Genomic DNA, 14290 nt, shown 5'->3' with positions numbered 1-14290 from the left:
GAGTTATGACCCATATTGCCTACCACTTTACCCCCATTGACTACAACCCTTTTGAAGGGACAAAAATTGAAAAAACAGCCCCCGCAACGGAATCACAGAAAGAAATTTTCATTTCTACGCTTATCGGCGAAGATGACGCCAACCGGGCTTATAATGAATCGTTTACGCTACTGCTTTCAGGCGACCTGAACGTTCCTGCTTTTCGAGAGGCATTTGCTGACTTAGTCCAGCGCCACGAATCGCTCAGGACAACCATCAGCGCCAACGGAGAAAAAATCATCATTTTTGAAACGCCATCGTTCCAATTAACGGAAGACGATGTTTCTCCCCTCGCCCCCGCCGAGCAAGAAGCCTACTTGCGCCGCCTCGCCGACGCAGAAGCCGATACGCCTTTTGACATCGTTAAAGGACCGTTGTTTAGGCCATACCTTATCAAAACAGGCTCTGATACGTGGCAGTTTACGCTGACGGGGCACCACATTTTGTTTGACGGTTGGTCGTTGGGTATCCTCCTGCAAGACCTCGGGAAGTTGTATTCGGCCTATGCTACAAATACTTTCCCCGCGCTGCCCGTTGCGGTTCAGTATGCCCAATATGCCAACGAGCGCAAGCAATTCGAGCAAACGGAGGAGTACGCAACCATTAAAAAGTTTTGGGTAAACCAGTTTAAAAACAACGTACCCGTCTTTGATTTTCCGACCGATTTCCCCCGCCCAGCTACTCGCTCGTATTCAAGCCAACGCAACGATTATCCCATCGCTCCGTCGCTGGCGGCGGCGCTCAAAAAAGTGGGGGCCCAAAACGGATGTAGCTTCATCACCACCCTTATTGCGGCGTTCGAAGTCTTTTTATATAAATCCTCTGGGCAAAAAGACATCGTTTTCGGATTGCCCACCGCTGGACAATCGGTGACGGGAAACACCCACCTCATTGGTCACTGCGTCAATATGTTGCCCATGCGGAGTGCTCCTACCCCCGAACAGTCATTTATCGACTATCTGAAAGCCCGAAAGTCGGCCATTTTAGATTGCTATGAGCATCAACAGCTTACGTTTGGCAGCCTACTCAAGCTCATCAATATCCCCCGCGACCCGTCGCGCGTTGCACTCGTACCCGTTTCATTCAATGTGGACTTAGGCATGACCAACGACGTTCATTTTGAGGGACTTTCTTACACGCTTATCAGCAATCCGCGCCATTACGAAACCTTCGAGTTCTTTCTGAATGCCAGCGGCTCTGAGCGTGAAATGACCTTTGAGTGGTCGTACAATACCAACCTGTTTAAGGCTGAAACAATCCAAAAGTTACACGGGCATTTTGAAGCTATATTGCAACAGGTGGTCGAAAACCCAGCCATCCTGCTCCGCAACCTGCCAGGAAGCACACCCATTTCCGACGGCCGTACCTACCAAACCTTAAATGATACCCTAACGCCCTATCCAACCCATAAAACCGTTGATCAGCTGATTGCCGAAACAGCAGCTGACTTCCCCTCGGCGGTGGCGATTAATTTTAAGGGGACAAAAATGTTGTACGCCGAACTGGAGACAAAGGCCAATCAATTTGCGCATTATCTCATCGAAAGCGGTATCCGCCACGGCGACATTGTAGGGCTGGCCTTGGAGCGCTCCCTGTATCTGCCAGTGGCCATTTTGGGGATTGCAAAAGCAGGCGCGGTATTTCAACCCATTGACCCAGATTATCCCTCCCAACGCGTCAATTATATATTAGAGGATGGGGGCGCAAAAACGCTGATTACGTCCCTCAAATTCAAAACTCGGTTTGAGGCGGTCATCAATACCCTCTGTATTGAGGTGATTATTCCGTTGTTGAAAACCTATCAAACGACCCCACCAACGCTCTCCCGAAGCGGCCGCGATTTGATATATATTTTGCATACTTCAGGCTCGACCGGCAAACCCAAAGGCGTGCAGATTGAACACCGCAATGCCGTCAATTTGCTGTTGAGTATGAAACACGCACCCGGAATGACCTCCGACGATAAGCTACTCTCCATCACCAGCATCTCGTTCGACATCTTTTACCTTGAGCTTTTTTTACCGCTCATTTCGGGAGCCACGATGGTCATGCTCAATTCGGCCGACTCAAAAGATGCCCGAGAAATCATTGAGTGTGTTCAAAACGAAAAAATTACGGTCTTACAAACCACGCCTTCGGTTTGGAACAGCATCCTCGACGTGGCCGACAATCTTTCGTTGCCACTCAAAGCAATCTGCGGGGGCGAAGCGCTGTCGAAAGATTTGTCGAAAAAGATGTTGCGCAAAGTAAATGAGGTCTGGAATGTATACGGCCCTACCGAAACCACCATCTGGGCAACGGTCAAGAAAATTTCTGACAACGATGAAGTCATTACCATCGGAAAGCCTATTTTCAACACCCGCATTTACTTGCTCGATGAGCAGCGACAGCTCGTTCCTGACGGAGCCGTGGGCGAAATATACATTGCCGGTGACAACGTAGGCCGGGGCTATCTGCACCAACCATCCCTTACGGCCCAACGATTTTTGCCCGACACCATTTTGAATCAGCCCGAGCAAAAAATGTATCAAACGGGCGATTTGGGCAAACTCTTGGAAAACGGCGAGATTCAATGCCTTGGCCGAATAGACCATCAACTGAAAATCAACGGGTTTAGGATTGAACCAGGCGAAATAGAACACTGCATGACGCTTGCCAACGTCGGAGTAAAGCAGGCAGTGGTCAAGCCAGTCACCCGGAACAACATTACGGTGCTTGCGGCTTTTTATACCTCCGAGCCCAACCGACAAGCAATGACGCCTACCGCTTGGAAACAACTGCTGCAAGGCTACTTGCCTGCCTACATGATTCCTGAGCAATACGTTGTTTTGCCCGAGTTTCCGTTGACCCCCAACGGAAAAATTGACAAAAACAGTCTACAATTACCCGGAAATCTGCCCGCGCCAGCTCCACCCAAAGTCAACTCTACGTTTACTCCGACGGAATTGACCGTTGTAAAGGTATGGCATAAAGCACTGAATAACAACGACATTGAACTTGACGACAACTTTTTTGAAGTCGGTGGGCACTCATTGATTGCGGCGCAAGTAATGCAGCAAATTTATCAGGTAACGGGCAAGAAACTTCCGCTTGCGATTCTTTTTGAAAGTCCCAGTGTTCGGTTGCTTGCCGCCGCCATCGACCGAATCCAGGGCAAGGCTACGTACCGAGCACTGGTTCCCATTCGGCCCAGCGGCACCAAAACGCCCCTTTTTCTGGTCCACGGGGCGGGGTTAAATGTGTTGATGTTTTCTCCGCTGACTTCCTATTTTGACGAAGAGCAACCCATTTATGGACTTCAGGCACTCGGTCTTGACGGCAAAAAAATAGAAACCGACACCATAGAGGGCATTGCAGAAATCTACAATAAGGAAATTCTGGAAGCTAATCTGGGGGATGAATACGCCATCATCGGCTACTCTCTCGGCGGAGTTATCGCTTTCGAAATGGCCAAACAATTGAAAAAGATGGGTAAAAAGATTAAACTTCTCGGCATGATTGATACGTTTATCGACAACGAAGATTATCATTTAACGACCCTTGAGCGTTACAAAACCAAGATTTTAAGGCAACCCAAAAAGCTTACATTTATCTTTCAAAACTTGATGAAAGACCCTCAGGAAACCCTTCGCTATCAGGCCTATATCTCAAAAGCAAAGGTCAAATCAATGCTTAGTAAAGCCATTCCTGACAAAAACGCTCCCGTCTCATTGGAAGACCGCATCAATCATCATTATGAAAAAGCCTATCTCAATTATAAGCTGACTCCCTACGACGACGTGATTTGCCTTTTCAGAGTGGCCAAAAGGATTTATTACGTTGATGACCCTGTCTACTTGGGCTGGAAACCGTATTCGCCCCAAGGTTTGATGATAACCAACGTTCCGGGAGACCATAAGACTTTCCTTCTGCCTCCCAACGACCGGGTGTTTGCCAGAAAATTGCAAAAGGTTCTGAACAAGCCTATCATCAAATAATGGAGCCGTTTTCTTTTCGGGAATGGGACAATGAGGCTTTTTTAGGGCTACAAAAGGTAAAAACCCAAGTTGTTTTTATTCATAGAAACCGCTACTTGGCGCTGGAAGAGGCCATTTTAGCGAATGTAAACTCGGAAGAAACGGCACGCGCCAGCCGTTTCTTCCACTCCAAAGACCGCGAAGTATACCTGCTGGGCAAGTACGTTTTACGGAAAATTTTAGCCGCACAAACGGGCCTCGCTCCCCAAAAGATTATTTTTTCGAAGACCCACGCCAATAAACCTTTTTTTGAGGGGCAGGAGTTTAACCTCAGTCATTCTGGCGACCATATTTACCTTGCCTTCAGTCCTTTTGAGGTGGGGATTGATGCCGAAAAAAACAACCTTGACTTTGACCTTCAGCCCGTTGTCGATGCCTGTTTTTCGGAGGAAGAATCTATGACGCTTTCAACCGAAGAGTACAGGCACCATTTTTACACAATCTGGACCCGAAAAGAAGCACTTCTGAAGGCCACGGGCGAAGGGCTTTGTGATGACATGAAACAAGTACCCGCCATACCCAGCCAGGTACGCCGAAATGGTCAACTTTATTTTCTCACTACTCGCCGCCACGAAGACTATATCGTCAGCTATGCCACATCCCATACCGACCCCGAATTGATAGGGTGGGAATTTGAGTAGACAAGAGAATCAATTGGAGCATCACCTCTTCCCATTATCTTAAAAACATTGACTTTTTTAATGCCTGATAGGATTTCAAAAGATTCCTCCCGCCAAACTGTGCCTATCAAACGGCTTGTAAGTAGTATAATTTTCAGGCAATAACAGGTAAAAAAAGAATAGGCGATGCCTTATATTGCTGTTATTCATATACGTTTCAACCTATAAAATCATCTAAACCTCATAACCACATGAAAAATAAACCTACCCCCGAATCGCGGCGGGAGTTTTTGGTCAAAGCCGCCACCGCCGCCATGGCCGCCCCACTCCTGTTTAGTTCGGAAGCCAATGCTGCCCCGTCAAAACTCCGTCATGCCTGTATTGGGGTGGGCGGAATGGGCTGGGGCGATTTGCAACAATTCAAAAAACACGCAAACGTCGAAATCGTGGCGCTGTGTGACGTAGACGAAAAAAACCTCAAACGTGCCGCTGAGTTTGTTCCCGGCGCACGCACCTACACCGACTGGCGCGAATTATTCAAGGCCGAATCGGCCAACTTTGATTCCGTCAACGTCAGTGTGCCTGACCATAACCACTTCCCCATTGCGGTAGAGGCCATTCACCGACAAAAACACGTGTATTGCCAAAAACCCATGTGCCATGATGTGGCTGAGGTTCGGGAATTGACCAAAGCCGCCGTCAAAGCGGGCGTCACGACCCAGCTCGGCACGCAGATCGCCTCTGGCATGGGCGACCGCACGGCAGTACAGTTAATCAAACAGGGCATTATCGGCAAAATAAAACACGCCTATTTGTGTTCCAACCGCCCAGGTGCTGTAGCAAGGTACCGATTGGTGGGTCCGCGCCCCACGGAGGCCCACGAAGTGCCCGCCCATCTGCACTGGGATCAGTGGCTGGGCACCGCACCCGTGCGCCCCTACGCACCCGACATTTATCACCCCGCCATCTGGCGTACATGGCAGGATTTCGGTACGGGCTGGTCGGGCGACATTGGTTGCCACATTTTTGATGCGGTTTGGAAAGGTCTCGGCATGAAAGCCCCGCTATCGGTGATTGCCGAAGTCCAAAAATCGTGGAAAGACTCCCCCGAGCGCCGCGCCGACACATGGCCACAGGGAAACCACATTACGTGGCAATTTCCAGGCAATGAACTGACCGCTTCAAACACCTTTCAGGCTGAGTGGTTTGACGGTGAGTTTTACCCACCACAAGAAATCCGGGATTTATACAAAGACGGCGAATACCCCGCCGAATCAGCGATGTTGATTGGTACGGAAGGCGCTTTGTTGATTCCCCACCAAAAAATGCCCGTGGTCATCCCTTTCCCCAACGGCAAAGTAAAAGATTACACCCTGCCCACGTTGGCCGAGCGCAACCATTATCATCATTTTGTGGATGCGTGTTTGGGCGGCGAAAAAACCGAATCTCACTTTGCGCAATCAGGCCCCATGACCGAAGCGGTATTGTTGGGTACGGTGGCGATTCGCGTTCCCGACCAATTGCTTGAATGGGATTCTGTCAAAATGAAATTCCCGAATTATCCCGCTGCCGAGAAATACCTACGCCGCACCTATCGGAAGGGCTGGGAGGTTTAACAAATACCGTTTGAAAAAGCGAAAAACTATTACCACCGCTCTATTGGTTCATTTTATGAGCCGATAGAGCGGCTTTTTATGAGCCTCATCCAAGTGTTTTAGTGTCAGGCAAAGTTGTGATTAACACAATTCATCCCATTTTTATCCCGGTTTACATCATTTTTTCATTCAGCTTATAACACCTTCGTATTCTTGCCATAGGAAACTATTGCCTAGCTATTCGCCAACCTTTTTATCAACCGGAAAAATGATTGAAAGCTACATCAAAACATCGAGACGCAACTTATGGCGCAACAAGCTATTCTCGACCATCAACATTGTTGGCCTTGCTATAAGTATGTCGGTAGGGTTACTGCTAATCGCGTTTATGCTCGACCTGCGTTCTTACGACAGGTTCCACCAGAACGGTGAGAGAATCTATCGTATCACCAACGTCCTGACCGAAAATCGCGAACAAAGCGGCAAGTTTGCCACCACATCAATAAAGACCGCAAAACTTATCCAAGAGAAAGTAACTGGCGTTGAAGACGTGGCCATTATGCACAACGACTTTTCGCAAGACGCGAAGGTTGGCGACAATATTCTCCCTATCAAAGGCTTCTGGGCGAATCCGTCAATATTTAAGGTCTTTACGTTTCCGATGTTGGAAGGCAACCCCCACACGGCCCTAAAAGAGCCTTACTCGATTGTTCTCACGGAGACCGCAGCGAGAAAGCTATTCGGCCACCAATCAGCACTTGGTAAGTCAATCAACTTCAATGCACTCGATTACAAGGTGACCGGGATAATGAAGGACGTGCCCTTTTTTTCGCACATCAACTTCGAAGCGTTGGTATCGCTCTCTACCGCCGAGCAGCTCAATAAGACCAACAACAACTTCGAACAATGGACGAGCATGGCATCGAACTATGTGTACCTCCTGCTGCCCGAAAATGTCGACAGAGCTTCTATCCAGCCACAACTTGACGCCATTGCGAAGGAAGAAAATCTCGCCGAAGAAAACACTGAAATCCAACTTGAGCTTCTTCCTTTATACGATATTGTGGTCGGAGAGAATCTCCGTCACTCCGAGGGTGGGCCAGGTTCCGTGGGTCCTCACATGCCTCTGGTCATGCTGTGGATACTTGGCGGGCTTGGACTCATTGTGATATTGTCGGCGTGTTTCAACTATACCAATCTTTCGATAGCACGTGCCATGCGCCGCTTTAAGGAAGTAGGACTTCGCAAAGCTATCGGCGCTGGAAAGAGTCAGGTATGGCAACAATTTTTAGTGGAAGCAATCATCATTTCCCTAGCCGCTCTTTTTCTTTCATACTTCATCTTTCTCGTCATGCGCCCCCTGCTGATAAATTTGGGTCCCGAGATGCAACGCACGGTAAAGCTCGAACTTACTCCGCTTATGGTCGCAGCTTTTATCGTCTTTTCGGTTACCGTAGGTGTGATAGCAGGCCTTATGCCCGCACTATTCTTCTCAAAAGTCAGTGCAATCAGTGCACTCAGGAATGTATCGACGGTGAAAGTGTTCAAACACGTTACCCTCCGACGCGCCTTGGTGGTGATTCAATACTCTTTCACTTTAATCTTTATAACCACAACCGCCATCGGCTACGTGCAGTATAAAAACATCCTTACCTTCGACCTAGGATACCGCACCGAAAACATCCTGAACATCAATATGCAGGGGAATAAACCTGATGCGCTTCTCAAAGAACTAAGCGAGATGCCAGAAGTAAAGGCCCTGTCACGGTCGATAATCATCACCAGCGTTGGAAATGCCTGGGGTGGATTTATGAAATACAAAGATTCGCAAGACTCCGTTTTGGTCATGACCAACCACGTCGACGAAAACTATTTGGCCCTGCATGAATACAAGCTCGTGGAGGGTGGCAATTTTATGGCACGACCCACTACAACCACCGCCGCCACAGAAGTAATCGTAAACCAACAAGTCTTAAAACGATTTAACATTGGCAGCAACGACCCCCAAAAAGCAATCGGGGAAGAAATCACATTCAGTAGTTTCCACGGAACACGCAAGATGACCATTGTTGGCGTAATGAAAGACTTTCACTACGGAAAGGTAGACAACCTTGTGGGGCCAGTAGCCTTCATGTCCTGGACACCCGAAGACAGAGCCATCATCAATGCCAAGATACAAAGTAGGGATATTCCGACGACCATGGCTAAAATCGAATCGGCCTGGAAGAAAATCGACCGTGTTCATCCATTTCAAGCTGAATTTTATGACGAAGCAATAGAAGAGGCATACAGCGAATTCTCAACAATAATCAAAATCATTGGCTTCCTTTCATTCTTGGCCATTTCGATCGCATCGATGGGATTGTTTGGAATGGTGGCCTTTACTACTGAAACTAGGCTGAAGGAAATCAGCATCCGCAAAGTGATGGGCGCAAACTCAGGCAGCCTTATTTACTTATTGAGCCGCAGTTTTCTCATACAGCTGTCGATGTCGGCACTCATCGCTCTGCCCGTAACTTACTTTTTCTTCGAAAGCTTTGTGCTGACCCATTTTCCGTATCACACACCCGTCCAAATCACCGAGTTGTTGGTGGGTTTGCTGGTGGTATTGCTGATTGCATTCATTATGATCGGTTCGCAGACGATGAAGGCGGCGAGGAGTAATCCAGTGGAGGTCCTTAAGAGCGAATAAGAGTTACTATTTGCCCCTATCCAGCGTAACAGCCAAGTATATATGTTACCAGTTACGCCACTTTTGTCCCTAAATAAGTCAATCAGCATTTTTTACATAGGTTCTTCGAGCAACCTGTGCAGTGCTCTGGGCTGAAATCCGCGATTTTTATCATCTGACGGTTATGTCCACGCGAAAGTATAGTACATTCAGTTAGCTGTCCTGTAATGGTACAGGCGTGTACATTTTTTTGTATTTGCATCTTCTAAAAGAGGTCTGTCATAAGGATAAAATACATTGTTCGGGTAAAGGTGAAAATGGGAAAGACAAATTTGTTTGGAAATCATTTGTGATTATATGACTAACCATTATGTTATTGACGACATGACTCAGGGCCGAATGCGGAGCAAAAAATAAATATTTGTGTATGATTCACAAATATTTACTGTTTATCAAATGAAACATGTTTTTACACTTTTGATACTGGGCTTTTGTCTGAATGGGATTGTTAAGCCCGTTTCAGCATAGGGTTTAAAGGAGGCAGAAAAAAGGAGATTAGAAAATATTGAACGGGAGGCTGTTCTAAAAAGTAATTCAGGGGCCTTGTATAACAAATTGTGGTCCTCAAATAGGGTCATCAACACTCCCGAAAATGTTGTTGAGACCGTGGAAGACGGATCAAGTTCAAAAGTTGTGGAGCAACTTGGATTAAGCATATAATTGAGTTAGCTGATACAGGAAGAATTCCACATTCCTTACCCCTCTGAATTGACTTCTAAAGGCTTTGATTTTAGCGCGGTCCGTCGTACGGTTGAAGGACTCCGCTGAAGCGTTCGTACTTCGGTTGTCAAAGTAGCGGTCCTCTGCCGCGGTTAAGAATCGTCTCATAATGATTTTGGATGGACCTCGCCACCGTGTTGAAGGCTTTAAATCCGGATTGTCACCCTTTTCGCATCGGCCTTTAGATTTGTGTGATGTAAAAATTCCAAGAAAATCATAGCTTGGAATATCTCTCAAAATGAGAGCAAGCCAGCGGCATCGGCCGTCCGAACCAGTGGGGTAGCCTTACCGCCTTCGGCTTAGAAAGACTCATGCAGGGCGGCCTGTGACAATCGATTCAAGACCCCACTGGCTTGTTGTAACACAGTACTCAACGGGGTGGCCCGAGCCATAGAAATTTGGACCGCAATAAAGCTAACAAACAATTAAAGGCATTGCTTGAGAACGGGGCGATGTCTGCGATTCAACATTCACCCGAAATTCGACAATATTACCTGAGAAAAACTGTTGAAGGTAAAAACGAAATGTTGGTCGTAAACAATGTTTGTAATAAAATTATCCATCGCGTGTTCTCTTGTGTTCACCGAAAGGAAAAATATAAAGATTTTTATACGCCATCAGTTGCATAAATCATAGAAATCGGTCCACCGTGTGGAGGCGCAACCCTTGTAGGAAAATGAAAAACGCGAAAGCTTCAGAGAGCCTCGGCAGTGGCTCAACCCTTGTAGAAATAATGTTTCAGATACGTTTGGAGAAACCAACCGCAGGAGTTGATTTTGGTATTCAGCAAGGAAGTGGATCAAATTATGTAACCCTCCAAAAACAACGTTCAACGGGAGAAGACCTTGTTTTTGACTTTGTGCTGAACCTGAAATCACAAACGGGCGAGTTTCCTATTTTTGTAGGGGCCGTGGCGCAAGGTTCGCCGCAGGAACGATTTGTGTATATCGACATTGGCACTGCCGCTGGGCAACTGGGCACTATTTGGAGCCGTCGGTTGAAAGTTCCCTTGAAGAGCATCACTTGGGAGATGCTTCGGCAAGTACAAACCGACGCACAAGCGGTGCTGGAAATCACAGTGCCAGGTGTTGGCAAGGATGGTGGGCCCACCTGCGGTAGTGTAAAAGGAGGCGAAAGCTGGAAGGTAAAAGCTTAAAATCGTTGGAGGGAGTTAACAGGGGAGAAAAATGTTACATTTGTTAACCTTTATTGCTCAATGTTGACGTATCAATGGCTACAAAAACCCTTCTCCTGAACCATTCATTTCATAGCGATTTGGCTCACGTCTACGATTCTATCCTAGATTTTAGAAAATTCGGCGAACATCATCCGTACATGGTCAACGTCTATGAACTAAAAAAAACGGATATGAATGGCATAGCATACAAAGTGAATGAAGAAGTGCTATTGTTGGGATTTCTGAAAATGCGCCCTGAATACTATGTAGAAGTGCTTGAAATAGAGAAAGATAAACACGTACGATACGTTAGTAATGTCAAAGGAGGGATTGTGTTGGTGATTGATTTTAACTTTGTGTACGATAAAAATACCAATCAGGTTGCCCTTGCGGAACACATAGTAGTCAAAGGAAATCGGTGGCTGATTGCTTATTTTATCACGCTAGTAAAAAAAGCGCATCTCCAATTGTTTGACAATCTGGCGGGGAGTCTTTTGGCTAAAACATAATTTTACCGCAAAATATATTCCTTCACAACCGCATAAAACCTAACAAAAAACCATGACAAAGCATTTTTACTTCACCGTCTTACTTTTCCTGTGTCTCCATTCGTTGCTACTAAATGCTCAGGTAATTACTTCCCCTGAGATTGATGCGTTGGTTGAAAAAACCTTGAAGACGTTTGATGTGCCGGGAATTGCGGTAGCGGTGGTAAAAGATGGCAAAGTGATTCACGCCAAAGGCTACGGCCTGCGGTCGCTCAATACGAAAGAGAAAGTAACCGAAAACACGCTTTTTGGTATTGCCTCCAACAGCAAAGCTTTTACTTCGGCGGCGCTCGGGATGCTGATGGATGAAAAAAAACTGACTTGGGATACCAAAGTGACGGACATTATTCCCGAGTTTAAAATGTACAATCCGTACGTGACCGAAGAGTTTACCATTCGGGATTTGCTCACGCACCGCAGTGGCTTGGGTTTAGGCGCGGGAGATTTGATGTTTTGGCCGGACCAGAATAATTTTACCCTGAAAGACATCATTCATAACCTCCGCTACCTCAAACCTGTTTCGGGATTTCGAACCAAATACGACTATGACAACCTGCTCTACATCGTGGCAGGCGAGGTGGTGGCGCGGGTATCTGGAATGCCTTGGGAGGACTTTATCGAAACCAGAATACTCAAACCGCTGGGCATGAATGCCACGGCGGCTTCGTACAAACGCCTGAAAGACAAGTCGAACGTGATTGACCCGCACGCGCCCGTGGAAGGAGTCGTTAAAGTAATTCGTCGCGATTGGAGTGAAGTGGCCAATGCCGCTGGCGGAATCTATAGCAACGTGACCGACATGAGCAAGTGGATAATCATGCAAATGGAGAATGGAAAATTTGATAACGGTAAACAACTTTTTAGTAGGGGAGTACATGATGAAATGTGGACACCCCAAACCATCATTCCCGTCAGAGGCACTAACTCCTACAATACGCATTTTTCGGGCTATGGATTGGGTTGGTTTTTGAGCGATGTTAAAGGATTCAAACAAGCTACCCACACGGGAGGATTGGCGGGTATCGTAACGCAGGTGACGTTGCTGCCCGAGCTGAAACTCGGCATTGTTGTTTTTACCAACCAACAATCAGGCGCGGCATTTACGGCCGTAACCAACACCATCAAAGACAGTTATCTGGGGATTAAAGGCTTAGACCGCGTGAAAGAAAACCACGACCGAGTACTGGCCAATGAAGCCGAAGCCAAGAAAATAACGGCTGAGATTTGGTCGGCAATTGAGGGGCAACAAAAAAACAACGGGGCCAAAACGGAGACAAACTTGTTTTTGGGAACCTACCAAGACCCGTGGTTTGGCGAGGCGGTTGTTTCAATCAAAAACGGAAAGCTATGGTTTGATTCCAAACGTTCTTTTCAACTGACAGGTGAGTTGTTGCCGTACAAAGGGAATACGTTTATCGTCAAATGGACCGAGCGTAGCATGGATGCCGACGCCTACGTGATGTTTGAGTTGGACAATGAAGGCAAAGCCTCAGGCTTCAAAATGAAGGCCATTTCTCCCTTGACAGACTTTAGTTTTGACTTCCACGATTTGGATTTTAAGGTGAAGAGCAAGTAGCTTTAAGAAAATCCAGCGCCACCACTTTTTCGCAATACATCTCGTTGAGGTTGTCTTTATTGACTTTAAAAATCATCAAAAACGGAGCGTCGTTGAGAGGTATATTGCGCTCAAAATCCTGCTTTTTCTGAATGATTCGCCAGTTTTGACATAAATAAGTAGTAATGGCGAGGGTAGACTTATTTTCGATTCCGCAAAAAAAGTAGCAGTTAATGGTTTCGGAAGAGAATGTAACGGGAAGTTTCAACAAAAATCCGCAGTCAAATCGTTCGTTGCTTTCGTAGTAATCGGTCCAAGCCGCTTGCTGGGTTTGGGCATTAATATACTTCACTCTGAACCGTACGGGACTATCTGTATATTCTATAAAATCGGCGGCATGGTTTTTGAGTATCCATCTAAAAAAATAGTTGGAATAAAATCCAATCGAAAAAATGCAATTTGTTTTGTTTAGGTTTAAATTCGTTTCGTTAAAATCTAGTTTGCCATTAATGTCTTGAATCAAATCTTGGTCATACATCCTTTTGGGAAGGGTTTGATTGTAATCATGAAACAGGGTAATCAATTCCAATAAACATTCAGTGTCTCTCGAATCAACGGTTTGCTCATTGGCCAGTGGAAACTTTCCCATCATGTCGGCAGGAGGAACGTCTTTGTTGGCGTCAAAAATGGGTTGAATTACCACGATTTTGCCCTCTTTTTTAATGCCAAAAAAGTGATGAAGCGTCAAGGAAAACTCGCTGATGTAGGCCTGAGGATTGGCATATCCCAAAAATTTTGTAAATAAATTGAAGTAATCCTCCTGAAAATTAACCAATTCTCTAGTTTGTACTTCGTTGCGCTTACGCCAGAGGTACATTGTATTGAAGGTAGAGGAAAAAGATAAATGGGTGGCTTCTTCCAAAATGGACTGAAAGTAAGTGACATTGGTTTTGGGATTGGTTAATTTCCAGATGAATGTTTCGGAGCCTCGGTAGGTCATGCCGCGTTTTACGAACTCCTCCTGCAATTTGGTTTTAACGTCCAAATAAAGTTGTTCACACAAGTTTTTATTGATGTTCATCGGTAGGGCAATTGTGTTCCATTTTGTTCCGAAAATAGTTTAAAATTTTGTAATAAATTAACTAATAATAGAATAAATAGGATAAAAAAATGTGCTTAAAGTCAAATACATTTGTCATGCAGTAACCTATGATGAATGAATAACGAAAGGTTATCTTTGCTTTTTAAGGCAACCTTTCGTTATAAAAATGGATGATTTATTAACAACT

Annotated in this window: 9 protein-coding genes; 7 read left to right on the top strand and 2 right to left on the bottom strand. The window is 46.0% G+C overall.

Translation table 11 applies throughout. The annotated features are described in order from the left end of the window. The first annotated feature begins 5 nt into the window (after window positions 1-5). The 4 genes from DVG78_RS00805 to DVG78_RS00790 all read left to right on the top strand — a co-directional run bounded on the left by DVG78_RS00805 (window position 6) and on the right by DVG78_RS00790 (window position 8962). Window positions 6-4016 carry a non-ribosomal peptide synthetase gene (locus tag DVG78_RS00805; RefSeq protein ID WP_114459173.1) on the top strand — a complete coding sequence of 1337 codons (4011 nt, stop codon included), beginning with the start codon at window positions 6-8 and terminating at the stop codon, window positions 4014-4016. Then, on the top strand, window positions 4016-4696 hold the full coding sequence (locus DVG78_RS00800) for a 4'-phosphopantetheinyl transferase family protein (protein ID WP_114459172.1): 681 nt from the start codon (window positions 4016-4018) through the stop codon (window positions 4694-4696). The genes DVG78_RS00805 and DVG78_RS00800 overlap by 1 nt, the downstream gene beginning before the upstream one ends. A 230-nt stretch (window positions 4697-4926) precedes the next feature. Further along, on the top strand, window positions 4927-6291 hold the full coding sequence (locus DVG78_RS00795) for a Gfo/Idh/MocA family protein (RefSeq protein ID WP_114459171.1): 1365 nt from the start codon (window positions 4927-4929) through the stop codon (window positions 6289-6291). A gap of 247 nt (window positions 6292-6538) precedes the next feature. After that, a complete protein-coding gene (locus tag DVG78_RS00790) occupies window positions 6539-8962 on the top strand; it encodes an ABC transporter permease (protein ID WP_114459170.1) in 2424 nt (807 codons plus the stop codon). A gap of 687 nt (window positions 8963-9649) precedes the next feature. On the opposite strand, the gene DVG78_RS30485 is transcribed toward DVG78_RS00790, so the two are convergent. Further along, window positions 9650-9829 (bottom strand): hypothetical protein, encoded by a 180-nt coding sequence (locus DVG78_RS30485; protein WP_310589110.1) that lies wholly within the window; start codon window positions 9827-9829, stop codon window positions 9650-9652. 568 nt (window positions 9830-10397) lie between these two features. On the opposite strand from DVG78_RS30485, the gene DVG78_RS00775 reads away from it, so the two are divergent. The 3 genes from DVG78_RS00775 (at window position 10398) to DVG78_RS00765 (ending at window position 13022) form a co-directional block, all read left to right on the top strand. After that, a complete protein-coding gene (locus DVG78_RS00775) occupies window positions 10398-10877 on the top strand; it encodes a DUF5990 family protein (protein WP_229598091.1) in 480 nt (159 codons plus the stop codon). 74 nt (window positions 10878-10951) lie between these two features. Beyond that, window positions 10952-11407 (top strand): hypothetical protein, encoded by a 456-nt coding sequence (locus DVG78_RS00770; protein WP_114459169.1) that lies wholly within the window; start codon window positions 10952-10954, stop codon window positions 11405-11407. 52 nt (window positions 11408-11459) lie between these two features. Continuing rightward, window positions 11460-13022, top strand: a complete 1563-nt coding sequence (locus DVG78_RS00765) for a serine hydrolase (protein WP_114459168.1) — start codon at window positions 11460-11462, stop codon at window positions 13020-13022. Here DVG78_RS00765 and DVG78_RS00760 read toward each other — a convergent pair. Continuing rightward, window positions 13003-14082, bottom strand: coding sequence for a hypothetical protein (locus DVG78_RS00760; protein ID WP_114459167.1), 1080 nt, complete (start codon window positions 14080-14082; stop codon window positions 13003-13005). The two genes, DVG78_RS00765 and DVG78_RS00760, sit on opposite strands and share 20 nt — an antisense overlap. Window positions 14083-14290 lie beyond the last annotated feature (208 nt).

The organism is Runella aurantiaca, assembly GCF_003339505.1.
GTDB classification, from domain to species: domain Bacteria; phylum Bacteroidota; class Bacteroidia; order Cytophagales; family Spirosomataceae; genus Runella; species Runella aurantiaca.
The sequence above is the reverse complement of the archived record's forward strand: the minus strand, read 5'-3'. Positions and strand labels throughout refer to the sequence as shown.

What these genes read in the sequence shown, in the direction of transcription:
- DVG78_RS00775 (WP_229598091.1), top strand. Translation starts at nt 10,398, where the DNA reads ATGAAAAACGCGAAAGCTTCAGAGAGCCTCGGCAGTGGCTCAACCCTT.
- DVG78_RS00800 (WP_114459172.1), top strand. Translation starts at nt 4,016, where the DNA reads ATGGAGCCGTTTTCTTTTCGGGAATGGGACAATGAGGCTTTTTTAGGG.
- DVG78_RS00765 (WP_114459168.1), top strand. Translation starts at nt 11,460, where the DNA reads ATGACAAAGCATTTTTACTTCACCGTCTTACTTTTCCTGTGTCTCCAT.
- DVG78_RS00760 (WP_114459167.1), bottom strand. Translation starts at nt 14,082, where the DNA reads ATGAACATCAATAAAAACTTGTGTGAACAACTTTATTTGGACGTTAAA.
- DVG78_RS00805 (WP_114459173.1), top strand. Translation starts at nt 6, where the DNA reads ATGACCCATATTGCCTACCACTTTACCCCCATTGACTACAACCCTTTT.
- DVG78_RS00790 (WP_114459170.1), top strand. Translation starts at nt 6,539, where the DNA reads ATGATTGAAAGCTACATCAAAACATCGAGACGCAACTTATGGCGCAAC.
- DVG78_RS00795 (WP_114459171.1), top strand. Translation starts at nt 4,927, where the DNA reads ATGAAAAATAAACCTACCCCCGAATCGCGGCGGGAGTTTTTGGTCAAA.
- DVG78_RS00770 (WP_114459169.1), top strand. Translation starts at nt 10,952, where the DNA reads ATGGCTACAAAAACCCTTCTCCTGAACCATTCATTTCATAGCGATTTG.
- DVG78_RS30485 (WP_310589110.1), bottom strand. Translation starts at nt 9,829, where the DNA reads ATGAGACGATTCTTAACCGCGGCAGAGGACCGCTACTTTGACAACCGA.